Source organism: Paracidovorax citrulli, assembly GCF_900100305.1.
Lineage (GTDB): Bacteria > Pseudomonadota > Gammaproteobacteria > Burkholderiales > Burkholderiaceae_C > Paracidovorax > Paracidovorax citrulli.
The window spans coordinates 16,895-42,235 of sequence record NZ_FNEY01000026.1; the positions used below are offsets into that span (position 1 = coordinate 16,895).

At 69.3% G+C, this 25,341-nt stretch carries 24 protein-coding genes and 1 pseudogene; 9 read left to right on the forward strand and 16 right to left on the reverse strand.

What is annotated here, in order from left to right; translation table 11 throughout:
* Positions 1-4: 4 nt before the first annotated feature.
* A complete protein-coding gene (gene putA / locus BLR99_RS16475) occupies positions 5-3,754 on the reverse strand; it encodes a trifunctional transcriptional regulator/proline dehydrogenase/L-glutamate gamma-semialdehyde dehydrogenase (RefSeq protein WP_048857767.1) in 3,750 nt (1,249 codons plus the stop codon).
* Between the two features lie 95 nt (positions 3,755-3,849).
* Here putA and BLR99_RS16480 point away from each other — a divergent pair, with 95 nt between their 5' ends.
* The 3 genes from BLR99_RS16480 (at position 3,850) to rlmD (ending at position 6,301) form a co-directional block, all read left to right on the forward strand.
* On the forward strand, positions 3,850-4,362 hold the full coding sequence (locus BLR99_RS16480) for an Lrp/AsnC ligand binding domain-containing protein (RefSeq protein WP_011796385.1): 513 nt from the start codon (positions 3,850-3,852) through the stop codon (positions 4,360-4,362).
* Positions 4,363-4,461: 99 nt separating this feature from the next.
* Complete coding sequence (locus tag BLR99_RS16485; RefSeq protein WP_011796384.1) at positions 4,462-4,791, forward strand: hypothetical protein; 330 nt, start codon at positions 4,462-4,464, stop codon at positions 4,789-4,791.
* A gap of 34 nt (positions 4,792-4,825) precedes the next feature.
* The gene (gene rlmD, locus BLR99_RS16490) at positions 4,826-6,301 is read left to right on the forward strand and encodes a 23S rRNA (uracil(1939)-C(5))-methyltransferase RlmD (RefSeq protein WP_011796383.1); all 1,476 of its coding nucleotides are present in this window, start codon (positions 4,826-4,828) and stop codon (positions 6,299-6,301) included.
* 107 nt (positions 6,302-6,408) lie between these two features.
* Here the strand turns inward: rlmD and BLR99_RS16495 are convergent, their stop codons facing one another.
* Entirely contained in the window at positions 6,409-6,822 is a 414-nt protein-coding gene (locus BLR99_RS16495) for a hypothetical protein (RefSeq protein WP_017438666.1), read from the reverse strand.
* 137 nt (positions 6,823-6,959) lie between these two features.
* Positions 6,960-7,652 (reverse strand): Bax inhibitor-1/YccA family protein, encoded by a 693-nt coding sequence (locus BLR99_RS16500; protein ID WP_011796381.1) that lies wholly within the window; start codon positions 7,650-7,652, stop codon positions 6,960-6,962.
* 238 nt (positions 7,653-7,890) lie between these two features.
* Between BLR99_RS16500 and BLR99_RS16505 the strand changes: the two genes are divergently transcribed.
* Positions 7,891-8,298: a GlcG/HbpS family heme-binding protein gene (locus tag BLR99_RS16505; RefSeq protein WP_011796380.1), complete on the forward strand. Its 408-nt coding sequence runs from the start codon at positions 7,891-7,893 to the stop codon at positions 8,296-8,298.
* A 185-nt stretch (positions 8,299-8,483) separates the two neighbouring features.
* Here the strand turns inward: BLR99_RS16505 and hemP are convergent, their stop codons facing one another.
* The 6 genes from hemP to BLR99_RS16535 all read right to left on the reverse strand — a co-directional run bounded on the left by hemP (position 8,484) and on the right by BLR99_RS16535 (position 11,876).
* Positions 8,484-8,705, reverse strand: coding sequence for a hemin uptake protein HemP (hemP, locus tag BLR99_RS16510; RefSeq protein WP_017438665.1), 222 nt, complete (start codon positions 8,703-8,705; stop codon positions 8,484-8,486).
* Positions 8,706-8,802: 97 nt separating this feature from the next.
* Positions 8,803-9,210: an ExbD/TolR family protein gene (locus tag BLR99_RS16515; protein WP_011796378.1), complete on the reverse strand. Its 408-nt coding sequence runs from the start codon at positions 9,208-9,210 to the stop codon at positions 8,803-8,805.
* Between the two features lie 6 nt (positions 9,211-9,216).
* Positions 9,217-9,933: a MotA/TolQ/ExbB proton channel family protein gene (locus BLR99_RS16520; RefSeq protein ID WP_011796377.1), complete on the reverse strand. Its 717-nt coding sequence runs from the start codon at positions 9,931-9,933 to the stop codon at positions 9,217-9,219.
* Positions 9,934-9,968: 35 nt separating this feature from the next.
* Positions 9,969-10,667, reverse strand: a complete 699-nt coding sequence (locus tag BLR99_RS16525) for an energy transducer TonB (RefSeq protein WP_011796376.1) — start codon at positions 10,665-10,667, stop codon at positions 9,969-9,971.
* 126 nt (positions 10,668-10,793) lie between these two features.
* A complete protein-coding gene (locus BLR99_RS16530; RefSeq protein WP_011796375.1) occupies positions 10,794-11,069 on the reverse strand; it encodes a (2Fe-2S)-binding protein in 276 nt (91 codons plus the stop codon).
* A 228-nt stretch (positions 11,070-11,297) separates the two neighbouring features.
* Positions 11,298-11,876, reverse strand: coding sequence for a phasin family protein (locus tag BLR99_RS16535; RefSeq protein ID WP_011796374.1), 579 nt, complete (start codon positions 11,874-11,876; stop codon positions 11,298-11,300).
* A gap of 226 nt (positions 11,877-12,102) precedes the next feature.
* Between BLR99_RS16535 and BLR99_RS16540 the strand changes: the two genes are divergently transcribed.
* The gene (locus BLR99_RS16540) at positions 12,103-12,588 is read left to right on the forward strand and encodes an acyl-CoA thioesterase (protein WP_041828076.1); all 486 of its coding nucleotides are present in this window, start codon (positions 12,103-12,105) and stop codon (positions 12,586-12,588) included.
* 63 nt (positions 12,589-12,651) lie between these two features.
* Here the strand turns inward: BLR99_RS16540 and ggt are convergent, their stop codons facing one another.
* On the reverse strand, positions 12,652-14,661 hold the full coding sequence (ggt, locus tag BLR99_RS16545) for a gamma-glutamyltransferase (protein ID WP_011796372.1): 2,010 nt from the start codon (positions 14,659-14,661) through the stop codon (positions 12,652-12,654).
* A 292-nt stretch (positions 14,662-14,953) separates the two neighbouring features.
* Between ggt and pncB the strand changes: the two genes are divergently transcribed.
* The 4 genes and pseudogenes from pncB (at position 14,954) to BLR99_RS16565 (ending at position 19,894) form a co-directional block, all read left to right on the forward strand.
* Positions 14,954-16,162, forward strand: a complete 1,209-nt coding sequence (gene pncB / locus BLR99_RS16550) for a nicotinate phosphoribosyltransferase (protein ID WP_011796371.1) — start codon at positions 14,954-14,956, stop codon at positions 16,160-16,162.
* Between the two features lie 93 nt (positions 16,163-16,255).
* Entirely contained in the window at positions 16,256-17,236 is a 981-nt protein-coding gene (locus BLR99_RS16555; RefSeq protein ID WP_011796370.1) for a 2-hydroxyacid dehydrogenase, read from the forward strand.
* Positions 17,237-17,299: 63 nt separating this feature from the next.
* Positions 17,300-18,724, forward strand: coding sequence for a DNA recombination protein RmuC (locus BLR99_RS16560; RefSeq protein ID WP_011796369.1), 1,425 nt, complete (start codon positions 17,300-17,302; stop codon positions 18,722-18,724).
* Position 18,725: 1 nt separating this feature from the next.
* Positions 18,726-19,894, forward strand: a pseudogene (locus tag BLR99_RS16565) (MFS transporter).
* On the opposite strand, the gene BLR99_RS22700 reads toward BLR99_RS16565, so the two are convergent.
* The 6 genes from BLR99_RS22700 to BLR99_RS16595 form a co-directional block, all read right to left on the reverse strand.
* Entirely contained in the window at positions 19,888-20,724 is an 837-nt protein-coding gene (locus BLR99_RS22700; protein ID WP_011796367.1) for a hypothetical protein, read from the reverse strand. The pseudogene BLR99_RS16565 and the gene BLR99_RS22700 sit on opposite strands and share 7 nt — an antisense overlap.
* A 134-nt stretch (positions 20,725-20,858) precedes the next feature.
* On the reverse strand, positions 20,859-21,722 hold the full coding sequence (locus tag BLR99_RS16575; protein ID WP_041828074.1) for an LOG family protein: 864 nt from the start codon (positions 21,720-21,722) through the stop codon (positions 20,859-20,861).
* A 70-nt stretch (positions 21,723-21,792) separates the two neighbouring features.
* Positions 21,793-22,173 (reverse strand): fluoride efflux transporter CrcB, encoded by a 381-nt coding sequence (crcB, locus tag BLR99_RS16580; protein ID WP_011796365.1) that lies wholly within the window; start codon positions 22,171-22,173, stop codon positions 21,793-21,795.
* A 39-nt stretch (positions 22,174-22,212) separates the two neighbouring features.
* Positions 22,213-23,526, reverse strand: coding sequence for a TRAP transporter large permease (locus tag BLR99_RS16585; RefSeq protein ID WP_011796364.1), 1,314 nt, complete (start codon positions 23,524-23,526; stop codon positions 22,213-22,215).
* Between the two features lie 85 nt (positions 23,527-23,611).
* Entirely contained in the window at positions 23,612-24,145 is a 534-nt protein-coding gene (locus BLR99_RS16590) for a TRAP transporter small permease (protein WP_011796363.1), read from the reverse strand.
* Between the two features lie 7 nt (positions 24,146-24,152).
* Complete coding sequence (locus BLR99_RS16595) at positions 24,153-25,154, reverse strand: TRAP transporter substrate-binding protein (RefSeq protein WP_017438585.1); 1,002 nt, start codon at positions 25,152-25,154, stop codon at positions 24,153-24,155.
* Positions 25,155-25,341 lie beyond the last annotated feature (187 nt).

Consider the following 25,341-nt stretch of genomic DNA (forward strand, 5'->3'; position numbering starts at 1 on the left):
CGGCTCACTCCATGGTCATGAGGCTGGCATTGCCGCCGGCCGCCGCGGTGTTGATGCTGACCGCGCGCTCCAGGACCAGGCGTTCGAGCGGCACCGCGGCATCGCCGGGCGCATGGCCCGCGACGCCGACGATCGGCCCCGGCCGCGCGGCCATCGCCTGGCACACCTCGCGCAGCGATGCCTCGGTGCCATGGTGCAGCACGGCATCCACGGCCACCGCGGGCGCACGCCAGTCCGCCACGAGCACGATGCGCTCCTGCACCGTCGCCGGCAGAGTAGCGCGCAGCGTGGCCGCGGCCGAAGGCCAGACGGCGTGCCCGTCCACGGCCAGCACGGCGGCCAGCTGCAGCAGCCGGTCCGCATCGGCATCGGCCAGACAAAGAATGCGTTCGCGCGGTGCCACGCCGTATTGGTTGCGCTCTCCCGTGGGGCCGGGCAGCGTGCGGAGGCTGCCGGCCGGCGTGTCCTGCGCGAACTGGCGGCAGGCCGCTTCCAGCGCGCCCTGGCCGGCGCTGCGTGCCCAGTCCGCCAGGGCCTGCAGCGGGGCCGGGGCGGCGGGCGCATGGCCTTCACCGGTGTCCGGGGCGGCCATCGCGGCGATGGCTGCCCGCGCAGCGCCGCCGGGTGCCTGTGCCACCAGTCGCAGCAGGTACAGCGGACCGCCGGCCTTCGGCCCCGTGCCCGACAGGCCCTCGCCGCCGAAGGGCTGCACGCCGACGACCGCGCCCACCATGTTGCGGTTCACGTAGAGATTGCCCGCGCGGGCACGGCGCAGCACGCGTTCCACCGTTTCGTCGATGCGCGTGTGCAGGCCCTGGGTGAGGCCGTAGCCGGTGCCCGCGATGCGGTCCAGCAGCGTGTCCAGCCCGCTGCGCGGATAGCGCACCACGTGCAGGACCGGGCCGAAGACCTCGCGCTCCAGCTCCGACAGGTCCTTCAATTCGATCAGCGTGGGCGGCACGTAGGTGCCCTCGGCCCCGGCATGCGGCGGCACGGGCACCTGGTGCACCGCGCGGCCACGCTCGCGCAGGGCCGCCACGTGGCGCAGGATGCCGTCGCGCGCTTCGGCGTCGATCACGGGGCCCACGTCCGTGGCGAGCTGGTCGGGCCGCCCGATGCGCAGTTCCGCCATGGCGCCGCGCAGCATCTCCAGCACGCGGTCCGCCACGTCCTCCTGCAGGCACAGCACCCGCAGCGCCGAGCAGCGCTGTCCCGCGCTGTCGAAGGCCGAGGCGACGGCATCCGCCACCACCTGCTCCGCCAGGGCGGATGAATCCACGATCATCGCGTTCTGGCCGCCCGTCTCGGCGATCAGCGGCACCGGCCGGCCGGTAGCGTCCAGGCGGCCCGCCACGCTGCGCTGCAGGATGCGGGCCACATCGGTGGAGCCGGTGAACAGCACGCCCATCACGCGCCCGTCGCCCACCAGCCGGGCACCCACGGTCTCGCCCTGGCCGGGCAGCAACTGCACGGCCGCGCGCGGCACGCCGGCGCCGTGCAGGATGCGCACCGCCTCGGCCGCCACCAGCGGCGTCTGCTCGGCGGGCTTGGCCAGCACCACGTTGCCGGCGGCGAGCGCGGCCGCCACCTGCCCCATGAAGATGGCGAGCGGGAAGTTCCAGGGGCTGATGCATACCACGGGGCCGAGCGGCGCCCATGCGTCTTTGCCTGTTTCCGTGCCGAACAGCGTCTCCACCTGGGCCGCATAGAAACGCAGGAAGTCCACCGCCTCGCGCACCTCCGCCACGGCGTTCGCGCAGGTCTTGCCCGCTTCGCGCACCAGCAGCGACAGCAGGGCGGGTGTGCGCTGCTCCAGCGCGTCGGCGGCGCGGCGCAGCGCGGCGGCCCGCTCCGCAGGGGGCGTCGCGGCCCAGGCGGAGGCCGCCGCCTGCGCCCACCCCAGCGCCTGGTCCACGTCGCCTGCGCTCGCCTCCTGCACCGTGCCCACCACGTCCGCATGCCAGGCGGGGTTGCGTACCGGCAGGCGAGGTCCTGCCTGCACCGGCCCGGCGAGCAGCGGTACCGCCTCCCAGTCCTGGTGCGCGTGGCGCTGCAGGGCATCGGACAGCTGCGCGAGGACCGCTTCGCTCGCGAGGTCCAGCCCTGCGGAATTGCGGCGCGCAGGGCCATAGAGCGCGGGCGGCAGCGGAATGCGCGGGTTCACCTCACCCGGCATCGGCTCCGCGTCCACCGCCGCCACCGGGTCGGCCACCAGGGTCTCCAGCGGCAGGGTGGCGTCGGCCACGCGGTTCACGAACGAGGTGTTGGCGCCGTTTTCCAGCAGCCGGCGCACCAGGTAGGCCAGCAGCGTCTCGTGCGTGCCGACGGGCGCATAGACCCGGCAGGGCCGGTCCAGCCCCGCAGCGCCCACGACCTGCTCGTACAGCGGCTCGCCCATGCCGTGCAGGCACTGGAATTCGTACTGGCCCGGCGTGTAGCGCTCCGGGCCGGCCAGCTCGTGGATGGCGGCCAGCGTGTGCGCGTTGTGCGTGGCGAACTGCGGATAGACGGCGTCCGGCGCCGCGAGCAGGCGGCGCGCGCAGGCGATGTAGGACACGTCGGTGTGCACCTTGCGCGTATAGACCGGGTAGTCCTCCAGCCCGTCCACCTGGGCCCGCTTGATCTCGCTGTCCCAGTACGCGCCCTTGACCAGCCGCACCATCAGGCGGTGGCCGGTGCGGCGCGCGAGATCGATCACGTGGTCGATCACGAACGGGCAGCGCTTCTGGTAGGCCTGGATCACGAAACCGATCCCGTTCCAGCCGGCAAGCGATGGCGCTGCGCACAGCGCTTCGAGCAGGTCCAGCGAAATCTCCAGCCGGTCGGCTTCCTCGGCGTCGATGTTCAGCCCGATGTCGTAGCCGCGCGCCAGTTCCGCCAGCCCCAGCACGCGGGGGAGGAGTTCCTGCATCACCCGGCCGTGCTGGGCCCGGCTGTAGCGCGGATGCAGGGCCGACAGCTTGATGGAAATGCCGGGGCCCTCGTACACGCCGCGGCCCGCGGACGCCTTGCCGATGGCATGGATCGCGTCCACGTACGACTGCAGGTAGCGCTCGGCATCGGCCGCGGTGAGCGCGGCTTCGCCCAGCATGTCGTAGGAATAGCGGAAGCCCTGGGCCTCGCGCGGGCGGGCATTGGCCAGCGCCTGGGCGATGGTCTCGCCGGTCACGAACTGCTCGCCCATCATGCGCATGGCCACATCCACGCCCTTGCGCACCAGCGGTTCGCCGCCGCGCGCCGTGATGCGGCGCAGCGCCGCGCCCAGGCCTTGTTCGCTGTGCGTGGCCACCAGCCTGCCGGTCAGCAGCAGGCCCCAGGTGGCCGCATTCACGAACAGCGAAGGGCTCTTGCCCAGGTGCGACTCCCAGTCGCCGCCACCGATCTTGTCTCGGATCAGCGCGTCGCGCGTGGCGCTGTCGGGAATGCGCAGCAGGGCTTCGGCCAGGCACATCAGCGCCACGCCCTCCTGCGAGGAGAGCGCGAACTCCTGCAGCAGGCCCTGCACCCAGCCGGCCCGGCCGCCCGCGCCCTTGCGCTCGCGCAGGCCTCCGGCCAGCCGCAGTGCCAGGGCATGCACGCGCCGGGCCGCGGCACCGTCGATGCGCGCTTCTTCCAGCAAGGGCGCGACGGCCTCCGGCTCGGGAATGCGGCAGGCCGCGGTGATCGCGTCGCGCAGCGGCGCGGCCGCAGTCGCGGGCCGCGGCGCGAAGGCCGAGAAAGGCCGGGTATGCAGGGAGGGGTGCGGGGCGTTCATGGCAGAGCGGTCCGGGGGCGGGACGAAGGTGGAGTGAATGCCTGCGATCATCTCGCCGAGTCGGTTGAATTAATGCGCAAAAATACCGATCATGAATGAATGTTTCACTATGGATCGGAGGTAACGTGGATGAAATCGATAGGGTGGACCGCAGAATCCTGGCAATCCTGCAGGACGACGGCCGCATCTCCAACATCAAGCTCGCCGAACGAGTCGCCCTGTCGCCCACCGCCGTGCTCGCGCGGGTGCAGCGGCTCACGCGCGAGGGCTACATCCTGGGCTACGAGGCGCGGCTCAATCCGCAGAAACTCGGCGCCGGCATGCTCGTGTTCGTCGAGGTGCTGCTGGACCGCACCACGCCCAACGTGTTCGACCAGTTCAAGGCCGCGGTGCAGGTCCACCCGGCCATCATGGAGTGCCACATGGTGGCGGGCGGTTTCGATTACCTGCTCAAGACCCGGCAGGCCGACATGAACGCCTACCGGCAGTTCGCCGGAGAGGTGCTGTGGCAACTGCCCGGCGTGCGCGAAACGCGCACCTATGCGGTGATGGAAGAGGTCAAGCACTCCTTCCATCTCGCGCTGGACGAACGCGCCGCGCGCTCCTGAGTCCCTGGCCGGCCCGCGCATGCCGCAAAGTCCGCAATAATCGGCGTCGCGCCGACCGGTTCCGGCCCGTCCCGCCACCCCTACCCAGGAGCTCTGCCGATGTCCGCCTGCCGTTCCGCCCTGTTCGCCGCCGCCGCGCTGTCCGCGGGACTGTGGAGTGCCCCGGCCTCCGCCGCGTGCTACGTGGTCTATTCCTCCAGCCAGCAGGTGATCTACCGGTCGCAGACGCCCCCGGTGGACCTCGCGCAGCAGATCCACCAGACCCTGCCGCGCGTCGCGCCGGGTTCCACCCTGGTCTTCTCGCTGGACAGCAGCGATTGCCAGATCGAATTCAACCGCCTTCCCGCCAGTGCCTCGGTGCCCGGCTCCCGCGTGGGCCTGCCGCCTTCCGATCCCGTGCCGCGGCTGGTACGCCCTGCGCGCAGCTGACCGGCCACTGCGGCCGGCCTGAGACAATCGGGGGATGAGCGACCCCACAGAACATCCCGAGATCCTCCAGGACCCATCTTCCTCCGCGCCCGTGCAGGGGCGTACCGACCTCCCGCCCGGCTGGCTGGAAGTCACCTCCATGGACATGGACGCCCAGGGCGTGGCCCGCAGGCCCGACGGCAAGGTCGTCTTCATCGATGGCGCACTGCCCTTCGAATGGGTGAGTGCCAGCACCCACCGCAAGAAGAACAACTGGGAGCAGGCGAGCCTCACCGCCATCCACCGCGAATCCCCGCAGCGCGTGCGCCCGGGGTGTCCCCATTTCGGGCTGCATGCCGGCGCCTGCGGCGGCTGCAAGATGCAGCATCTGCACGTCGGCGCCCAGGTGGCCGTCAAGCAGCGCGTGCTGGAAGACAACCTCTGGCACCTGGGCAAGGTGAAGGCGGAAACCGTGCTGCGGCCCATCGAAGGGCCTGCCTGGGGCTATCGCTACCGCGCGCGCCTGGCCGTGCGGCACGTCGAGAAAAAGGGCAAGGTGCTGGTGGGTTTCCACGAGCGCAAGAGCCGCTACATCGCCGACATGGAAGTCTGCCCGGTGCTGCCGCCCCATGTGAGCGCCATGCTGCTGCCCTTGCGCGCACTGATCGCGTCCATGGACGCACGCGACACCTGCCCGCAGATCGAACTGGCCTGCGGCGATGACGTCACCGCGCTGGTGCTGCGCCACCTGGAGCCGCTGTCCGAAGCCGACCTGGGCCGGCTGCGCTCCTTCGCCGCCGCGCATGGCGTGCAGTGGTGGCTGCAGCCCAAGGGTCCGGACACCGTGCACCTGCTGGACGAGGGCGGCCCGCAACTGAACTACGCTTTGCCGGATTTCGGCATCACCATGCCCTTCAAGCCCACCGACTTCACGCAGGTCAACCCGCACATCAACCGCGTGCTGGTCACGCGTGCGCTGCGCCTGCTGGATGCGGGCCGCACCGACCGGGTGATCGACTGGTTCTGCGGCCTGGGCAACTTCACGCTGCCCATCGCCACGCAGGCCCGCGAAGTCGTCGGCATCGAGGGCAGCGAGGCGCTGGTGGCCCGCTCGCGCGAGAACTACCGCAAGAACCAGGACGACCGGCCGCAGGGGCAGGCGCTGGCCCCCGCCACGTTCGTGGCGCGCAACCTGTTCGAGATGACGCCCGAAATGCTCATCGCCGACGGCGTGGCCGACAAATGGCTGGTCGATCCACCGCGCGAGGGCGCGTTCGCGCTCGCCAAGGCCCTGGCCGACATCCACCAGGCGCGCATCGGCGCGGAAGATGCCCCGGCGCTGCCCGCGTCGGCCGAAGGCTGGACGCCGCCGCAGCGCATCGTCTACGTGAGCTGCAATCCGGCCACGCTGGCGCGCGACGCGGGCCTGCTGGTGCACCAGGCGGGCTACCGCTGCGTGGCGGCCGGCGTGGTGAACATGTTCCCCCACACGGCGCATGTCGAGAGCATGGCGGTGTTCGAACGCGTGTGAGATCGGAAATGCGTTCCCGGAACCGGGTGCTGCTGCTTGAGTGGCCCAACGGCAGGCCTTGAAGGGTTGGCCGGGCCGGCCGGCGGGCCTGCAGTGCGAATGCGGCTTCAGCTCCGGCTGCGGCCCGACCCGCCTTCGCGGGTTTCCTCCGCGCGGCCTTCCTCTGCGCGACGGGCCGGGGTGGTCGGGGGCTTCTCCAGGTTGCCCAGCACCGAGGGCGCGCCCTCCAGCTTGTTCTCGCGCATGTACTGGTCCATTTCCTTCCAGCCCGCGAACACCTGGGCCTTCGAGGCCTTGGGGTTGAGGGTGAAGCAGTCCTCCAGTCCCCGCAGCGCGTGGCGGCAGGCGCCGCCGATCGCCTTGGCCTCGGCTTCCTTCTGCACTGTGCGTGGATCGGGCCCCAGCCCGGGAATGTCGCAGGCCGACAGCAGCAGCGGTGCCGCTGCGCACGCCACGAGCCAGGAAAGCCGGCGGCCGGGCGGGCGGCGGGCGGAGGAGGGGGCTGTGTGGCGGTGTGGCATGTTCCAGTCATTATCGGCCGCTGCGCCCGATCATTGAGGCCTGCGTGCGCCCATCCTGAGGAAAAGCAAAAAGGCCTCCGCGGGGGAGGCCTTCCTGCTGCTGGAGGGCCCGGGGCCCTCCGGTGCGTGCCGGGGCGTCAGTCGCGCTCGCCGCCCATGATGCCGAGCAGGGCCAGCAGGCTCTGGAACACGTTGAAGACGTCCAGGTACAGCGCCAGCGTGGCGCTGATGTAGTTGGTCTCGCCGCCGTCGATGATCTGCTTCAGGTCGTACAGCATGTAGGCGCTGAAGATGCCGATGGCCGCCACCGAGATGGCCATCATGCCGGCCGAGGATCCCACGAACACGTTGATGACCGAGCCCACCAGCAGGACCATGGCGCCCACGAAGAGCCACTTGCCCATGCCGGAGAGGTCGCGCTTGATCACGGTGGCGAGGCTGGCCATGACCAGGAACACGCCCGCCGTGCCGGCGAAGGCCGTCATGACGAGGTCGGTGCCGTTCTTGAAGCCCAGCACCATGCCGATCAGGCGCGAGAGCATGAGGCCCATGAAGAACGTGAAGCCCAGCAGCACCGGCACGCCGGCCGCCGAGTTCTTGGTCTTCTCGATGGCGAACATGAAGCCGAAGGCGCCGCCCAGGAAGACGATCAGGCCCACGCCGCCCCGCAGGGACTGCGTGATGCCGGTGGCCACGCCCAGCCAGGCGCCCAGCACCGTGGGCACCATGCTCAGTGCGAGCAGCCAGTAGGTATTGCGCAGCACACGCTGCCGCTGCTCCTGCGATACGCCGTAGCCCGCAGAGCCCAGAACGGTGACTTGATCATTCATCTTCTCTTGCTCCCTTTGCCTGTTGAGGCCTGCGAAGTGCAGACCGGCAAATTCTAGGTGGTGGCTTCCAGCCCGCTTTCAAATAACCTTTGCCACTCCCGACCTTTTGGGATGCAGTGTTTTGCCATGGACAGCCCGGTGGAGGGCGACGCGGGAGATATCCTCCGCAGGTTCCGTACCGGCCGGACGCGGTCGCGGCCTGCCGATCCTCCATCCGTTTTCCATTCCACCGGATCCCATGAAGACCAAACCCGAACTCGAATTCGCCGACGTCAAGAAAATCGCTGCCGCCGCGGAGGCGGAAGCCGTGCGCAACGGCTGGGCGGTGACCATCGCCATCGTGGACGACGGCGGCCATCTCCTCTCGCTGCAGCGCCTGGACGGTGCCGCACCGCTGTCGTCGCACATCGCCCCGGGCAAGGCCCGCACGGCCGCCCTGGGCCGCCGCGAGAGCAAGGTGTACGAAGACATCATCAACGGCGGCCGCACCGCCTTCCTGACGGCACCCTTCATCGACGGGATGCTCGAAGGCGGCGTGCCGATCCTGAAGGACGGCCAGTGCCTGGGCGCCGTGGGCGTGAGCGGCGTGAAATCCAGCGAGGACGCGCAGATCGCCCGCGCCGGCATCGCGGCCATCGGCCTCTGATCCGGCCCGCGCCGGCGCCCGCACTCCCGCGGTGCAGACCACAAGCAAAAAACCGGCCTCGAAAGGCCGGTTTTTCTTTGGGAGGCGCTGTGGGAAAAAAAGCCTGGCTACGCGGGCGAACCGTTGGCTGGCGAATACGACCCGGCGGACCGGCAGGCGGTCCGGGAGTCGCCCCACGATGAAACCTATTTGGTGAGGATCAGCTTGCCGAGCTTCGTGGCCTGCAGGCGGTAGATGGAGCCGTTGTGGAAGATCGCCACGGTCTTCTGCCCCTTGAGCAGTTCGCTGCTGTCCACCGCGGGCGCCGCGGACGAGGTGCGGCCATGGGTGTCCGCCTGCCGGTCGGCGACGCCCGGGGCGCCGAAAAAGGCTGCGGAGGGGGACAGGGCGGTCAGGCTGGCATGCATGGTTTCGGATCCTCGGTGCGTTGGCAATGAATTAATGATAACCATTCTCAATTGAGCGTCAAGGCCGGCCCCGGCTTTATTGCAAGTATTTGTTGCCTCACTGCGGATCGGTGACGAAGCCGATCTTGCGAACGCCGGCGCGCTGCGCGGCCGCCATGGCCTGGGCCACGCGTTCATAGCGCACTTCCTTGTCGCCGCGGATGTGCAGATCGGGCTGCGGGTCCTTGGCAGCCTCGGCCTTCAGGCGGGGCTCCAGCTCCTCGTCGCCGATGTCGGTCTCGTTCCAGTGGTACTTGCCGTCGGCCGTGACGCTGAGGCGGATGGTCTCGGGCTTGACGTTCTCGCGCTCGGCGGAGGCGCGCGGCAGGTCCACCGGCACGGCATGCTTCATGACGGGCACGGTGATGATGAAGATGATGAGCAGCACCAGCATGACGTCCACCAGGGGCGTCATGTTGATCTCGTTCATCACCTCGTCGGCGTCGTCCTGGGTTCCGAATGCCATGGCGCGTCAGCCTTTCTTGATGGGCAGGACCTTGCCCTGGTCGGCAGGGGCGCTGACGCGGGCGCCGGTCACGAAGTAGGCGTGCAGGTCATGCGCGAAGCTGTTGAGGCCGTTCAGGATGGACTTGTTGCCCCGCACCAGCGCGTTGTAGCCCAGCACCGCGGGGATGGCCACCGCCAGGCCCAGCGCGGTCATGATGAGCGCCTCGCCGATGGGGCCGGCCACCTTGTCGATGGTGGACTGGCCGGATGCGCCGATCGCCACGAGGGCGTGGTAGATGCCCCAGACGGTGCCGAAGAGGCCGATGAACGGCGCGGTGGATCCGACCGAAGCCAGGACCGCCAGGCCCGACTGCAGGCGGGCGGTGAATTCGTCGATGCAGTTGCGCAGGCTGCGCGTGATCCAGTCGCTCACGTCGAGGCTGTCGTGCAGGTGCGCCTTGGTGTTGCGGTGGTGCGCGGTGGCTTCGCGACCTTCGAGCGCGAGATGCCGGAACGGATTCGACGGATCGTTGCCCAGCTTTTCCATGCCGGCGGCGAAGTCTTCGCTGTGCCAGAAGTCGCGCGCCCCGCGGGCATGTTTCTTGAACTTGATGATGTCCAGCGCCTTGATGAGGATGACGATCCACGAGGCGAGCGACATGCCGAGCAGCAGCACGGCGACGGCCCGGGTGACGAAATCACCCTGGATCCATACGTTGGCAATGCCGAAATGCGATTCCATGAGAACTCCTGAAGCTGAAAAAGGTTGCGAGACGTTTAATCGAGGACGAAATTGACCGGAACGAGGTTCCACATGGCTTCCGGCACGCCGTTGCGCTTGCCGGGCACGAATTTCCAGCGCATCACGGCATCGACCGCCTGGCGGTCCAGCCGGTCGAAGCCGCTGGACTTGTTGACTTCCACTTTCTGAGGCAGGCCGTCCGTGCCGATCAGCACCCGCAGCACGACCTTGCCCTGCTCGCCGAGCCGGCGGCTGATCGCCGGATAGGTGGGCTTGGGGTTGTTCAGATAGGCCGCGTCGCTGGACGGCAACTCGATCTTGGGAGGCGCCGGCGGCGCGGGCGGTGCCGGCGGTGGCGCGGGCGGTGCCTGCGGGGCAGCGATCGGAGGTGCGGGAGGCTGCGGCTCGGTGATGCCGACCGGCGCGTTCGGCGCGGGCGCGGGATCCGGGATGGCCACGGGCATGGGCGCGGGGCGGGGAGCCGGCGTGCGGGGCGCGGGCTTGGGAGGCGGCGGCGCCGGCTTCGGGGGCGGTGGCGCGGGCGGTGGCGGAGGTGCCGGCGGAGTGATGAACTCGCTGAGCACTTCCGCGGGAACGATGATCTCGGCGGCCTGGCGCACCAGGCCGGATTGCAGGGCCCAGAGGCCCGCGACGTGCAGCAATACGACCGAACCTGCGATCACCGCATTGCGGCTCACGCCCCCGGGGGAGCCATAGCGATCAAACTGGGACATAGGAAAGGGGTGTCTGCCTGCGCAGTGGAAGGAGGCCCGGCGCGGTTGGGCATCGCCGGGCAGTGCAGGAGGAAAGAGGAATTGCTTACTTATGGAAGATCCACCACATGGATCCTACGACGAGGATCAGGCTGCCAGCGAGGATGCAGAGGAGTTCCATGCTTTGCTCTCCAGGATGGGTTGGGCGAGCTGGATGGTCTGCGGCGCGATCTCTTCCTTGTGCAGGGCGGCCACCGAATGCTTGGTGCCACAGCGGGCGACGACGTCGCGCGCGCAGGATTCGCAGCGGCCGCACTGGGTGGCCACGCCGAGTTCGAACTGGATTTCGTCGAAGCTCAACCCCGCATGCGCGTGGCGTGCGATTTCCCGGTCAGAAACCCGGCGGCATACACAAACGATCATGGGGCTGCAGTCTTGGCTGGTGTGGATGACGATGCATTATAAATGCGAATTCATCGCATTTGCAATCATTGGAGTCTGGCATCGCAAGAATGTTCCCGCCTCCGTGGGCGTGGTGCTGGCATGGCCTCCGTGCGGGCGTAAAAAAAGCCCGGCAGGTGCCGGGCTTTGAAATGGATCCAGGAACGTGGCGTTCGGAGGATCCAAGGAGACAACGGGTAGGCCCGCGGCTCAGCGCTTGCGCATGGCGGCCGAGGTGGCTGCTGCGGCGGCGTTGGTGGCCGTGGCAGCATTGGCGGTGGCCGTGTTGGTCACCGCGTTGAAGTTGGCTTCGGCCGCGTCGCTGGCCTGCTTGACGGCCTTCTGGACGGTTTCGAAGGCGTTGTTGGCGGCGGACACGGCGCTCTTGAACACGGCCACGCCGGTTTCGGTGCCGGCGGGGGCATTGCGGGCAGCGGTGTCCACCAGGTTGCTGAAGTTGCGCTGCATCTCGGCGGCCTGGGCTTCGAAGGCGCGGCCGAACTCGGCGGTGGTGCCGGAGGCGATTTCGTACAGGTGGCGGTTGTAGGCGGCGGTCTTCTCGGCCAGGGGCTGGAAGAAGGCGGCTTGCAGCGAGAGGAGTTCCTGGGCGTCCTTGACCGACAGCAGGGCCTGCGTGTGGGTGGCGGCTTCGCTCAGGGTGGCGCGCGAAGCGGTCACGTTCAGTTCGACCAGCTTCTCGACGCCTTCGAAGGCCTTGTTCGTGAGGCCGAACAGCGTGTCCAGGTGGGCCTTCTGGGAAGCGATGAGTTGCTCGGGGGTCAGCGACATGGGTATCTCCTCTGAAAACAGTCCGGGGGGCGGACATAAGCGAAGTGGATGGAACCGCGCTACGCCATGTTCATGTTGCAGTGCAGCATGGGACGAATTCTAGAGACTTTGCCTCGTGGTGCAAGCCTTTTTGCTGCACTGCAGCATGTTTAGAGTCGTTCCTCCAGAAATGCCGCCTGCGCCGCAGGAGCCGTCCTTCCAGGTGCGGCTGGCAGAATGGGCCGCCATGACCACCGCCACGCCTCGCGCCGCCCCGCCGGCGCCGCGGCGCGCGCCCGAGGCGCGCGACCGCTATCCCCTGTTCCGCAGCATCACCACCCGCTGGGCGGACAACGACATCTACGGGCACGTCAACAACGTCGTCTATTACAGCTGGTTCGACACCGCCGTGAACGCCTACCTGATCGAGCAGGACGCACTCGACATCCATGGCGGGGACACCATCGGTCTGGTGGTGGAAACGCAGTGCAATTACTTCGCGCCGCTGGCGTTCCCGCAGACCATCGAGGCGGGTATCCGCGTCGCGCACCTGGGTTCGAGCAGCGTGCGCTACGAGGTCGGGCTGTTCGCCCGGGGCGAGCCGCTCTCGGCCGCCGCGGGCCACTTCGTGCATGTGTATGTGGGCCGGGAGGACCGCCGGCCGCGGACGCTGCCGGAGCCGCTGCGCCGGGCGCTGGAGCCGCTCGGCCCGGCCAACGCCGCGGCCCGCTGAGGCGGGCCATCCGGCGGCTGCCGCATCCGGCGCCGACGACAGCCGGCACCGGATGCCGGTGCGTCAGGGCTTGAAGGTGTCGCCCAGGACCACGCCTTCGCGCCGCGGATCGGCGCCGCCCTGCAGCACGCTGGCGCCGTTGCGGTTCACCCGCAGGATCGTGGCCGTGCCGCTGGACTGGGCGGAGGTCGAGACCGTATGGCCCAGCGCGCGCAGGCCGGTGATCAGGGGATCATCGTTGCCGTTGTTCGCCGTGTTGACGTTCGGATGCTCGCCGCCGACCGAGGTGGTGGCGCTGTTGCTGGCGCCGAAGTCCACGAGCGACGTGGCCTGCTGCGCATCCAGGCCCCAGTCGAGCGCGCCGACCACGGTCTTCACCACGTACTGGATGATGGTGCCGCCGCCGGGCGAGCCGGTGCCCATCACGAACTCGCCGATGCCGCCGTCGGCAGCCTTGCGGAACACCAGGGTCGGGGCCATGGAGCTGCGGGGGCGCTTGCCGGGCTCCACGCGGTTGGCGACCGGCGCGCCCGAGGCATCCGTGGGCGTGGAGGCGAAGTCGGTGAGCTGGTTGTTCAGCAGGAAGCCCCGGGTCATGTGGAAGGAGCCCATGCTGGCTTCCACCGTCGTGGTCATGACCACGGCGTTGCCCTCCTTGTCCACGATGGTGAAGTGCGTGGTGCCGCGTTCCTCGAGCGGCACGACCCCGGCGGCGGCGGTGCCGAAATCGCCCGCCGTGGCGGTGCCCATGCTGCGGGTGGTGCTGATCAGGCCGGCGCGCGCGCGCAGGTACGACTTGTCGAGCATGCGCGCGGGGGAGCCGCCGGGCAGGGGGACGAAGTCGGTATCGGCCACGTACTTGTCGCGGTCGGCGTAGGCCAGGCGCTCCGCCTCGCTCACGAGATGCACTCCCATCACCGTGGGCTTGCCTCCCTCGATGTCGATGGCCGTGGGCTTGTGTCGCGAAAGATCGAAGTTCTCCAGGATGCCGAGCGCGGAGGCCACGGCGATGCCGCCGGAGGAGGGGGGCGACATGCCGCACACCCAGTAGTCGCGGTAGGTGGTGCAGACCGGATCGCGGCGCTTGGCGCGGTAGTCCGCCAGGTCGCTCAGCTGCGTCAGGCCCGGCGTGATGGCGACGGCCGGCGAGCCGCCGCTGGTGGCCTGGATCTTCGCGACGATGCCCTGGGCGATCGGGCCCGTGTAGAAGGCATCGGCGCCGTTGCGGGCGATGGCGGACAGCGTGTCGGCGTAGGCGGTGTTCTTCAGCACCGTGCCCAGGGCCTTGGGTGTTCCATCGGCATTGAAGAAGTAGGCCACGGCTTCCGCGTCGCGGGCCAGGCCGGAGGCGGAGCCGGAAATCGCCGCGGCCATGCGGCCGCCGATGGGGAAGCCGTCGCGCGCCAGTTGCTCGGCCGGCTGGAACAGGTCGCCCCAGGCCAGACGCCCGTGGTCGCGGTGGGCCAGCTCGAGCATGCGGACCGCGCCCGGCGTGCCGATGGAGCGCCCGCTGGCGCGCGCGCCGCCCGGCTGCGGCGCGGTGCGGTCGGTGTCGCTGACCCAGCGCAGGTAGTTGGCGGTCGCGGCCGCCGGGGCGGTCTCTCGGCCGTCGTAGGCCTGGACCTTCTTCTGGACGGCGTCGTAATGCAGCATGAAGGCGCCGCCTCCGAGACCGGAGGATTGCGGCTCCACGAGCCCGAGCACCATCTGCACGGCGACGGCCGCGTCCACGGCCGAACCGCCTTTCTTCAGCACCTCGCAGCCGGCACGCGATGCGTACGGATTGGCCGTGGTCACCATGTACTGTTTCGCATGGACCGCGGTCTTGCCGACGCGGTAGCCCGAAGCCGGCTCGGGCGCGGCCGGGTCGCCCGGCAGGCCGGAGCCGACCGTGACCAGTCCGTTGTCGCTCGTCACGGCGCAGGCGTTGTCCTGGCCTGGCACGAGGGCCGTTCCGCCGCTGCCGCTGCCGCCGCAGCCCGAGAGGGCCAGCAGCGCGGCAGCCAGCGCTGCGGGAAGGCCCCATGCGGGGGGCAGGGAAGATGGTGAGTGAGGCTTGCCGAGGCTATGCATCCGGAATCGCTTTCTTGTTGGTGGAGGATGGTTGAGGGGTGCGCGGTCTCCGGGAGGCTCCCTTCCCGGGGCGCCCCGCAAGCATAGGTGGTTCGCCGGGGCCGCGGGAGAGACCGGGGGTGTCCGGCCCGCATCGTGGAACTGCACAGCCCGCGCCGGCGGGCAGGGCGCGGCCGCGGTGCCTGGGCGCGCGCACGCGATGGCGCGCTTGGTGACACAATGCACGGCGCGCCTGCAGCTTTCCCTTCCGCGCCCCGGCCCCGCCGCCGGGCCGCGCGCCGATGCCTCTTCCATGATCATCACCAGCCTGCTCGATACCGACCTGTACAAGTTCACCATGATGCAGGTGGTGCTGCACCAGTTTCCCGGAGCGCAGGTGGAATACCGCTTCCGGTGCCGCAACCCCGGCGTGCAGCTCGCGCCGTATGCGGCCGAGATCCGCGACGAGATCCGCTCGCTCTGCAGCCTGCAGTTCCAGGACGCGGAGCTGATGTACCTGCGCTCGCTGCGCTTCGTGAAGAGCGATTTCGTGGACTTCCTGGGGCTGTTCCGCCTCAACGAGAAATACATCACCGTCACGCCGCTGGCCTCGGGGGAGATCGACATCCGGATCGCCGGGCCGTGGCTGCACACCATCCTGTTCGAGATCCCGGTGCTGGCGATCGTGAACGAGGTGTACTTCCGCAATACGCAGAAGGTGCCGGATTTCCCCGAGGGCCGCCGCCGGCTGGACACCAAGATCGCCCAGTTGCAGGCGGACGGTCTGGGGGAGCTGAAGATCGCCGACTACGGCACCCGGCGGCGCTTCAGCCGCGCCTGGCACGAAGAGGTGCTGCGCGTGCTGCTGGCCCGCCTGGGCACGGGCGACCGCCGCACCGACGGCCGCGCGGGGCCCGGGCAGTTCGCGGGCACGAGCAACGTGCTCTATGCGATGAAGCTCGGGGTCACGCCGCTCGGCACCATGGCGCACGAATACCTGCAGGCCTGCCAGGCGCTGGGCCCGCGGTTGCGCGACAGCCAGATCTACGGCTTCGAGATGTGGGCGCGCGAATACCGCGGCGACCTGGGCATCGCGCTGTCCGACGTTTATGGCATGAGCGCCTTCCTGCGCGATTTCGACCTGTATTTCTGCAAGCTGTTCGACGGCGCGCGGCATGACAGCGGCGATCCGTTCGCCTGGGGCGAGCGGCTGCTGGAGCACTACCGCCGCAACCGCGTCGATCCGCTCACCAAGACGCTGATCTTCAGCGACGCGCTCACGGTGCCGCGCACGATCGAGCTGTTCCGGCAGTTCCACGGGCGCTGCCAGCTCGCTTTCGGGATCGGCACCAACCTGACCAACGACCTGGGCTGCGAGCCGCTGCAGATCGTCATCAAGATGACGCGCTGCAACGGCCAGCCCGTGGCCAAGCTGTCCGACACGCCCGGCAAGGGCATGTGCGACGACGAGAAATACCTCGCCTACCTGCGGCAGGTGTTCGAGATACCCGCCCCGGCCTGATCCGCCGCGCTTCGGCGCACCGCGCGTCCGTCCGTCCGTCAGTCCGCTCCACGCGGTTCGGCCCCGTCCTTCTTTCACCAGGAATCCACGTCCATGACCCGACCCCGCATCCTCGTTGCCCGTGCCATCTTCCCCGACGTGGTGAACCGCCTCGCCGGGCACTTCGAGGTGGAGGCCAACCCGGAGGACGTGATCTGGAGCCCGGCCGAACTGGCCGAGCGCCTCGCCGACAAGGACGGCGCCCTCACCACCGGCAGCCAGCGCATCGACGCGGCGCTGGTCGCGGCATGCCCGCGCCTGCGCATCGTCGCCAACATGGCCGTGGGCTACAACAACTTCGACGTGGACGCGCTCACTGCCGCAGGGGTGCAGGCCACGAATACGCCCGACGTGTTGACGGAGACCACGGCGGATTTCGGCTTCGCGCTGCTCATGGCCACGGCCCGGCGCGTGACCGAGAGCGAGATCTACCTGCGCGAAGGCCGCTGGAGCAAGTGGAGCTACGACATGTTCGCGGGCTCGGACGTGCACGGCTCCACGCTGGGCATCCTGGGCATGGGGCGCATCGGACAGGGCATCGCGCGCCGCGGCGCGCACGGCTTCGGCATGAACGTGATCTACCACAACCGCTCGCGCCTCCCGCCGGAGCTCGAGGCCGGGTGCAAGGCCCGGTATGTGTCCAAGGAGGAGCTGCTGCGCGAGGCGGACCACCTCGTGCTCGTGCTGCCGTACACGCCCGAATCGCACCACGCCATCGGCGCGGCCGAGCTCGCGCAGATGAAGCCCACGGCCAACCTCATCAACATCGCGCGCGGCGGCATCGTGGATGACGCCGCGCTGGCGCAGGCGCTGCGCGAGCGGCGCATCGCCGCCGCAGGCCTGGACGTGTTCGAGGGCGAGCCGAAGGTGCATCCGGACCTGCTGACGGTGCCCAACGTGGTGCTCACGCCGCACATCGCGAGCGCGACGGTGCCCACCCGGCGTGCGATGGCCAACCTCGCGGCGGACAACCTGATCGCGTTCTTCGATGGGCGCGGCGCGCTCACGCCCGTGAACACGCCCCGGCCCCGTTGAGGGCCGCTCCATCGCCCGCCGGTCCCCGGGGCCGGCAGTTGACAACGAAACGTCTGGATTGGCATGTCGATTGAATGGCTGGCGGTGTTCGCGTTGCTCGCGCTCATCACCGTGCTCCTGGGGGTGCTGCTGCTGCGCAGCCCCCGACCCGAGCTTCCACCCGAATGGGCCATGCGGCTGCAGCGCCTGGAGCAGGTGGCCCAGGCCACCCAACTGGCCGTGGCGAAGAACGACGGCGCGCTGGAAGGCATGGCCCAGCAGTTGCGCGGTTTCACGCAGGCCACGCACGCGCACCTGGAGGGCCAGCGGGAGGTGCTGGACGAACGGCTCGCGCAGGCGGTGCACGATGCCCGTTCGGGCCGCGCGGAACTGCGTGAAGGCTTCGACGCCTTCGAGGCCAGGCTGGGGCAGCGGATGGCCCAGGCGCAGGCCGATGCCGCCGTGGCCCGCCGCGAACTGGCGGATGCCCTGGGCGCCTTCCGCGCCGAGCTGACGCAGACCTCGGAATCGCTGCGCGCCGCGCTGCACGAGCGCCTCGCGGCCATCCAGTCGGACAACGCGGCCCGTCTGGAGGAGATGCGCCGCACCGTGGACGAGAAACTGCACGCCACGCTGGAGCAGCGGCTGGGCGAGTCGTTCAGGATGGTGAGCGACCGGCTCGAGCAGGTGCACCGCGGCCTGGGCGAGATGCAGACGCTGGCCGCCAGCGTGGGCGACCTCAAGCGCGTGATGACCAACGTGAAGACGCGCGGCACCTGGGGCGAACTGCAGCTGGGCGCCATCATCGAGAACGTGCTGGCGCCGGAGCAGTACGCACGCAACGTGAAGACGGTGCCGGGCAGCGACGAACTGGTGGAGTTCGCCATCCGCCTGCCGGGGCGGGGCCAGGAGGAGCCGGTCTGGCTGCCCATCGACGCGAAGTTCCCGGTGGAGTCCTACCAGCGCCTGCTGGACGCGCACGACGCGGCGGACAAGGCGGCCGTCCTCGCGGCGGGCAACGCGCTGGAGGCCGCGGTTCGCTTCGAGGCGCGCAAGATCGCCGCCAAGTATGTGTCGCCGCCGCACACGACCGATTTCGCGGTGCTGTACCTGCCCACCGAAGGGCTGTTCGCCGAGGTGGTCCGCCGTCCGGGCCTCGTGGAGGCGCTGCAGGGCGAATGCCGGGTGATGGTGGCAGGGCCCGCGAACCTCGCGGCGATGCTCAGCAGCCTGCAGATGGGTTTCAAGACGCTGGCGATCGAGAAGCGGTCTTCCGAGGTGTGGGGGCTGCTGGGCGCGGTGAAGACGGAATTCGCCAAGTTCGGCGATGTGGTGGAGGCCACGCGCAAGTCGATCGATGCCGCGGCCAAGCGGTTCGACGAGGTGGGGGTGCGCACGCGCGCCATCCAGCGGCGGCTGCGGGACGTGCAGGAGCTGCCCGCCGCGCAGGAGGACTCGGCCGCGTCGCTGGGTGCGCCCGTGGATTCCGGGACGCAGGGGCAGGTCTGAGATGGACGGGGCGCTCGCACGGCTGATCGCCGGCCAGGTATGCATCCACGCCAGCATGACGGGCATGCGCCTCGCGGCCCCGCTGCTGGCGCTGCGCGAGGGCTACAGCGCCGCGGCCGTGGGCACCCTGCTGGCGCTGTTCGCGCTCACCCAGGTATTCCTGTCGCTGCCCGCGGGCCGGTATGCCGACCGCCACGGCCTGAAGCGGCCGGTCGGCTGGGCGGTGGGCGTGGCCTGCGCGGGCGCGGCCGGAGCGCTCGTCTGGCCGGCTTTCCCCATGCTCTGCCTGGCCGCGCTGCTGACCGGCGGGGCATCGGGCGCGGCCATGATCGCGCTGCAGCGCCACGTGGGCCGCGCGGCGCACGATTCCGAGCAACTGCGGCGGGTGTTCAGCTGGCTGGCCATCGGCCCGGCGGTGTCGAACTTCGTGGGGCCGTTTTTCACAGGCCTGCTGATCGACCATGCGGGGCCCGTGCCCGGCAGCACCGAAGGCTACCGCGCGGCCTTCGCACTCACGGCGATGCTGCCGGTGGCGACGTGGTTCTGGGTGCGCGCCACGGTGGAGCTGCCCCCGATCGTGGCGCCCGAAGGCGGCACGCGCCCCCGCGCCTGGGAACTGCTGGGCCATGCCGGGTTCCGCCGGCTGCTGTTCGTCAACTGGCTGCTGTCCTCCTGCTGGGACGTGCACACCTTCGTGGTGCCGCTGCTGGGGCACGAGCGGGGTCTGTCCGCTTCGGTCATCGGCTCCATCCTCGGTGCCTTCGCCATCGCGGCCGCGGCCATCCGCGTGCTCATGCCGATCGTGGCCGCGCGCCTGAAGGAGGCCGCCGTGGTGACGTGGGCCATGGTGGCGACCGCCTTGCTCTTCGCCGTCTATCCGCTGCTGCCCAGCGCGTGGGCGCTCGGCCTGTGCTCGGTGCTGCTGGGGTTCGCGCTGGGTTCGGTGCAGCCCATGATCATGAGCATGCTGCACCAGATCACGCCCCACCATCGCCACGGCGAGGCGCTGGGCCTGCGCCTCATGGCGATCAATGCGTCCAGCGTGGCGATGCCCGTGCTGTTCGGCTCGGCCGGCGCGCTGATCGGCGTGGCCGGACTGTTCTGGGTGGTGGGGGTGTCGTGGGGCTGGGTTCGAGGGTGGCGCGCCGGCTGGGGGCCGTTGATCAGTGATCCCTGCGCATCCCGGCCGAATTGGGGCGCGAAGAAAGCACACCGTTGTCGATCAGGTGCAGCAGCCCGCGTATGAGTTGACCAAGGTCCCCGTGTGCAGCGTTAAGAGCGGCGACGACCTCTCGGCGCGCACTTCCCGCGCGCAAATCCATGAGATGGTCGGTCAACTGTGGCAGGCGGTTGCCCACCAAGGCCGCGAGGCTCCCGGCAGGCGGGGGCTCATTGCCAAACGTCATGGCCTCGTTCATGGTCTCGTTGAACAGTTCAGCGCTGATGATCGTGTTCCTGCCGGAGGCCGCGGCCTCCCGTTCTGCCTCCTGTCTCAGCGCCTCAATAGCATTCGCGGCATCCCGGATGATGTCGCCCGTCAGGATCAGCATGGTGCGCGCGAGCAGCAGGGTGACGCCGGCGCTTGCCACCCGGACTCCGGTCACGGCCGATGCTGGATCATTGCGGCTTACGCTGGCGACGGAGTAGGCGGCGCCTCCGGCCGCCATGGTGAGGCCGGTGGTCAGGATGGGGTGGTTCGCGGCTCCGCGTGCCGCTGCCATCCCCGCCCGGGCGCCTGCGCGTGCCAGTTGGGCGCCTTCGCCTGCCGCGGACTGCGCCGTGCGCTGTAGCGTCTGCAGTGCGGTTCGCAGGCGACCCTGTTGTTCTTCATGGCCGGTGCGCGCCCGACTGGACGATTCGGGGCGTTCTGGAGGTCCGCCTTCGGCGGCGGTGTGCCGTGAGCTGGTGCGCTGGCGCGCAGTGGTGCTCGATCCTGCGTAGCTGGAGGACGCACCCTGACTGGCGCTGGAAGATGCTGTGTTCGAGTTGATGCGGGGCATTGGGGCTCCTGTCTTGTATGCCCCCATTCTTCGCCTGTCGGGCGCTGTGCCCAGGACGCGCGCGAAATGCATGTCCAACGTGCGAAGCTGCCCGCGAACGCCCCAGGCGCCGGACGTCGTGCCCGGGCGTCCACTCACAATTTGTAGAACGCCTTGATGAACCCCCAGGCCTCTTCCGGATCGTCCGTGTGGCGGAAGAGGTTCAGATCGTCCGCCGAGATCGTGCCCTGTTCCACCAGCGCGTCGAAGTTGACGAGCTTTTTCCAGAATTCGGTGCCGAAGAGCACGATGGGTACGGGCCTGGCCTTGCCGGTCTGCACCAGCGTGAGTACCTCGAACAACTCGTCGAGCGTGCCGAAGCCGCCAGGGAACGCCACCAGCGCCTTCGCGCGCATCATGAAGTGCATCTTGCGCAGCGCGAAGTAGTGGAACTTGAAGGACAGCGACGGCGAGATGTAGCGGTTGCCGCTCTGCTCGTGCGGCAGGGCGATGTTGAGGCCCACGTTGAGCGCTCCGGCTTCGTGCGCGCCGCGGTTGGCGGCCTCCATGATGCCCGGGCCGCCGCCGGTGCAGATGTAGATGCGGTCAGAGGGTGGAAGCTGCTGGCTGTAGTTCGCCACGACGCCGGCGAAGCGGCGCGCGAGGTCGTAGTAGCGGGCATTGCGCACGGCCAGTTGCGCACGCGCGATGCGGGATGCGTCCCCGCTGGCCTCGGCATCGGCCAGTTGCTGCGCGGCGTCTTCGGGCGCCAGGAAGCGCGCGCTGCCGTACACCACCACGGTGTTCTCGATACCCTGGGCGGTCTGGCCGAGGTCGGGCTTGAGCATCTCGAGCTGGAAGCGGATGCCGCGCGTTTCGCGGCGCAGCATGAATTCGGGGTCCGCGAAGGCGAGCCGGTAGGCATCCGCATGCAGGGGATTGCCGTTCACGGCATGGTTGTGCAGCTCGGCCCAGGCGTTGGCCAGCCGGCTTTCGTTGAGTTCGGTGTTGGATTCCATGGAAGCGATGGTGCGGAGGGAAGATGGCACGGCCGTGGCCATGCGGGAACAGTGGCAAGTGTGCGACAAATCAGCGGGCCAGCCACCACAGCGCCGAGCGCATGCCGGCCCAGGTGAGGGCCAGCGAGCCGCCCAGGTGCAGCGCGATGGTGCCGAACGCCAGCCCGAAGCGCTGTTGCATGAGCATGGTCACCACTTCGCCGGAGAAGCTCGAGAAGGTGGTGAGCGTTCCCAGGAAGCCGGTGATCACCAGCAGGCGCCACGCGGGATCGATGTCGGGGCGGCTGGTGAACACCGCCAGCGCGATGCCGATGCAGTAGCCCCCGATGAGGTTCACGGCCAGAGTGCCCCAGGGAATGAGCCCGCCCGGATTGAGCCAGAGTGCGAACCCCCAGCGCATCAGGGCGCCGACGCAGGCAGCCAGGCAGATGACGGCGATATTGAGCAGCATGCCCCGGAGTATGTCAGCACGCGCGGGCGCGCCCGGGGTTCACCCTCCGTCCTTGCCCATCACCAGGTCCGGCAGCACGGTGACGATCTGCGGGAAGAGGGTGATGAGCGCGATGCAAACCACCAGGCATACGAAGAACGGGATGGCAGCGCGGGCGATGGTATTGCTGTCCTTGCCCGTCATGTTCTGCAGCACGAAGAGGTTGAACCCTACCGGCGGCGTGACCTCGGCGATCTCCACCAGCAGCACGATGAAGATGCCGAACCACACCAGGTCGAAGCCGGCTTTCTGGATCATCGGCAGTACCACCGCGCTGGTGAGCACGATCATGCTGATGCCGTCGAGCGCGGTGCCCAGCACCAGATAGACCAGTGTCAGCACCGCGATCAGCGCGTAGGGCGGCAGGTGCATGGATTCGACCCATTCGGCCAGCTCGCGCGGTATGCCGGTGAAGGCCATGGTCTTGGTGAGGAAGGCCGCGCCCGCGAGGATGAACATGATCATGCAGCTGGTGCGTGTCGCGCCCATCAGTCCTTCGGAAAAATTCCGCCAGGTCAGCGACCGGCTCCAGAGGGCCAGCCCCAGGGATCCCGCCACGCCGAAGGCCGCGCATTCGGTGGCCGTGGCGTAGCCCGCGACCAGCACCCAGACGATGAACACGATCAGCGCCGTGACGGGAATGAGATTGCCCGACCGCCTTATCTTCTGGCGCAGCGTGGTGGGCGGGTCGGCCGCCGGCACCCGGTCGGGATGCCGCAGGCTCCACCAGCCGATATAGCCCGAGAAGAGCAGCATGAGCAGCAGCCCCGGCAGGAAGCCCGCCAGGAAGATCCGGATGATGGAGGCATCGGCGGCCACCGCGTACACCACCATGGTGATGGAGGGCGGGATGAGGATGCCCAGCGTGCCGGCCGTGGCCAGCGAGCCGAGCGCCAGGCGCTCGTCGTAGCCGCGCCGCAGCAGTTCCGGCAGGGCGACCTTGCTGATGGTGGCGCAGGTGGCGGCCGAGGAGCCCGACACCGAGCCGAAGATGCCGCAGCCCAGGATGGTGGTGTGCATCAGCCGGCCCGGCACCCGGTTGAGCCAGGGCCGCAGCCCTTCGAACATCTCCTCGCTCAGCCGCGTGCGGAACAGGATCTCTCCCATCCAGATGAAAAGTGGCAGCGCGGCCAGTTCCCAGCTCGCGTTGCTCTCCCAGAAGGCGGAGAACAGGTTCTTGCCGGGCTGCGTGCTGGTGAAGAAGGCCTGCCCGACCCAGCCGCAGATGGCCAGCGTCATCGCGATCCAGACGCCGCCCGCGAGCAGCACGATCATCAGCAGCAACAGGATGCCGCCCACCATCAGGATGTCCATGGCACTGGTCTTTCTGCCGCGCAGGGCGCAGCTTGGATTCTCGGAAACGGCGGCGGGAGAGGGGAGGAAGCGCCTGCGGTGCGCCTCAGATGTCGGCGGAGAAGTCCCCACGTGCATGGCGCTCCTCGACCGCGCGCACGAAGCTCGGCGTCCCGCCGCGCAGCACGATGAGGAATTCGTCCAGGACCGCCACCAGCAGCAGCACCGAGCCGATCGCGAAGCTCAGCTGGGGGATCCACATCGGCAGCGGCAGCAGGCCCTGGGCCACGTCATTGAACTCCCAGCTCTCATGGGTGAACAGGCAGGCGGACCAGGCGAGATAGGCCGTCGCCACCGTGCCGATGGCGAGCGCCGCCAGTTCGAAAGCGCGCCGCGGGCGCGGCGGGAGCCTTTCGAGCAGCAGGGTGACGCGCACGAAATCGCCGTGCTTGAAGGCATGGGCCATGGCGAAGAAGGCGGCCGCCGCGCAGAGCCAGGCGACCACGTCGTTCAGCGCGCCGGTGCGCACCCCGGCCTCGCGCAGGACGCTCTGGGCGATCATCAGCGCGCAGATCAGCGCGACGCAGGCGGCGCCCAGGGCGCCTGCCGCGAGGTACAGGCGGTCGAGGAAGCGACGCACGGCCGCCTCACTTGGCCGCGGCGACCGGTGCGGACTTGCGGTAGGCCGCGATGATGGCCTCGCCGTCCGGTCCCGCCTTGCGCAGCCAGTCGGCCAGCATCACGTCGCCCACCTGGCGCAGGTCGGCGGTGAGCTTGGCCGGCGGCGGCAGGATCTTCATGCCCTTGTCGGTCAGGGCCTTCTTGTACCACTCGTTCCTGTCCGCACTCAGCTTCCAGCCGCGCGTCTCGGCCTCCGCGGCGGCCTTGAGCAACCCGTCCTGCGCGGGTTTGTCGAGCGCGTCGAAGGCCTTGCGCGACACGATGACGGCATTCTTCGGCAGCCAGGCCTGCGTGTCGTAGAAATACTTGATGCTCTCGTAGAGCTTGCTGTCGTAGCCGGTGGAGCCGGACGTCATCATCGACTCCACCGCGCCGGTCGCCATCGCCTGCGAGAGTTCCGCGGCCTGGATGGTCACCGGCTGCGCGCCGATGAGCTCCGCGATCCTGGCGGTGGCGGGGCTGTAGGCGCGCCACTTGATGCCGCGCAGGTCCGCCACCGAGCCGATTTCCTTCTTGGTGTAGATGCCCTGCGGTGGCCACGCCACCGCATAGAGCAGGCGCAGTCCCTGGGCGCCGAGCAGGCGCTCCAGAACGGGCTTCTGGGCTTCGTACAGCCGCCGGGAATCGGTGTACGAGGTGGCGAGGAAGGGGATGCCGTCCACGCCGAAGACGGCGTTCTCGTTCTCGAAGTTGGGCAGCAGGATCTCTCCCGCCGGCGCCTGGCCGCCCTGCACCGCGCGCTTGATCTCGTTGGCCTTGAAGAGCGATGCGTTCGCGTGCACCGTGATGCGCAGCTTGCCGCCGGTCGCGGCTTCCGCATCCTTGGCGAACTGCATCAGGTTCTCGGTGTGGAAGTTGGTGGCGGGGTACGCGGCCGCGAGGTCCCAGCGGACCTGCGCGGCGGACGGCGCTGCGGAAAGGACGCCGGCCAGGGCGAGGGCGAGGAGGGGAACGGCTCTGCGCTGCATAGGTGCTCCGGAAGGAAAGGTCATCCAGGAAGGGCTGTGCGGCCCGGTACCGCGAACGCCGACACGGGCCGCCAGGGGCGCATCGAATGTAAGCGGGGCGCAGGGGATGGGCACCCCGGGTGCGACCCCGATGCCCCAACCTCCGCGCTGGTGCTATGCATGTCCCGTGCCAGGCGCGCTGCCGGGC

Coding starts and splice junctions, on each gene's coding strand:
- putA (WP_048857767.1), bottom strand. CDS start 3,754: ATGAACGCCCCGCACCCCTCCCTGCATACCCGGCCTTTCTCGGCCTTC.
- BLR99_RS16480 (WP_011796385.1), top strand. CDS start 3,850: ATGAATGTTTCACTATGGATCGGAGGTAACGTGGATGAAATCGATAGG.
- BLR99_RS16485 (WP_011796384.1), top strand. CDS start 4,462: ATGTCCGCCTGCCGTTCCGCCCTGTTCGCCGCCGCCGCGCTGTCCGCG.
- rlmD (WP_011796383.1), top strand. CDS start 4,826: ATGAGCGACCCCACAGAACATCCCGAGATCCTCCAGGACCCATCTTCC.
- BLR99_RS16495 (WP_017438666.1), bottom strand. CDS start 6,822: ATGCCACACCGCCACACAGCCCCCTCCTCCGCCCGCCGCCCGCCCGGC.
- BLR99_RS16500 (WP_011796381.1), bottom strand. CDS start 7,652: ATGAATGATCAAGTCACCGTTCTGGGCTCTGCGGGCTACGGCGTATCG.
- BLR99_RS16505 (WP_011796380.1), top strand. CDS start 7,891: ATGAAGACCAAACCCGAACTCGAATTCGCCGACGTCAAGAAAATCGCT.
- hemP (WP_017438665.1), bottom strand. CDS start 8,705: ATGCATGCCAGCCTGACCGCCCTGTCCCCCTCCGCAGCCTTTTTCGGC.
- BLR99_RS16515 (WP_011796378.1), bottom strand. CDS start 9,210: ATGGCATTCGGAACCCAGGACGACGCCGACGAGGTGATGAACGAGATC.
- BLR99_RS16520 (WP_011796377.1), bottom strand. CDS start 9,933: ATGGAATCGCATTTCGGCATTGCCAACGTATGGATCCAGGGTGATTTC.
- BLR99_RS16525 (WP_011796376.1), bottom strand. CDS start 10,667: ATGTCCCAGTTTGATCGCTATGGCTCCCCCGGGGGCGTGAGCCGCAAT.
- BLR99_RS16530 (WP_011796375.1), bottom strand. CDS start 11,069: ATGATCGTTTGTGTATGCCGCCGGGTTTCTGACCGGGAAATCGCACGC.
- BLR99_RS16535 (WP_011796374.1), bottom strand. CDS start 11,876: ATGTCGCTGACCCCCGAGCAACTCATCGCTTCCCAGAAGGCCCACCTG.
- BLR99_RS16540 (WP_041828076.1), top strand. CDS start 12,103: ATGACCACCGCCACGCCTCGCGCCGCCCCGCCGGCGCCGCGGCGCGCG.
- ggt (WP_011796372.1), bottom strand. CDS start 14,661: ATGCATAGCCTCGGCAAGCCTCACTCACCATCTTCCCTGCCCCCCGCA.
- pncB (WP_011796371.1), top strand. CDS start 14,954: ATGATCATCACCAGCCTGCTCGATACCGACCTGTACAAGTTCACCATG.
- BLR99_RS16555 (WP_011796370.1), top strand. CDS start 16,256: ATGACCCGACCCCGCATCCTCGTTGCCCGTGCCATCTTCCCCGACGTG.
- BLR99_RS16560 (WP_011796369.1), top strand. CDS start 17,300: ATGTCGATTGAATGGCTGGCGGTGTTCGCGTTGCTCGCGCTCATCACC.
- BLR99_RS22700 (WP_011796367.1), bottom strand. CDS start 20,724: ATGCCCCGCATCAACTCGAACACAGCATCTTCCAGCGCCAGTCAGGGT.
- BLR99_RS16575 (WP_041828074.1), bottom strand. CDS start 21,722: ATGGAATCCAACACCGAACTCAACGAAAGCCGGCTGGCCAACGCCTGG.
- crcB (WP_011796365.1), bottom strand. CDS start 22,173: ATGCTGCTCAATATCGCCGTCATCTGCCTGGCTGCCTGCGTCGGCGCC.
- BLR99_RS16585 (WP_011796364.1), bottom strand. CDS start 23,526: ATGGACATCCTGATGGTGGGCGGCATCCTGTTGCTGCTGATGATCGTG.
- BLR99_RS16595 (WP_017438585.1), bottom strand. CDS start 25,154: ATGCAGCGCAGAGCCGTTCCCCTCCTCGCCCTCGCCCTGGCCGGCGTC.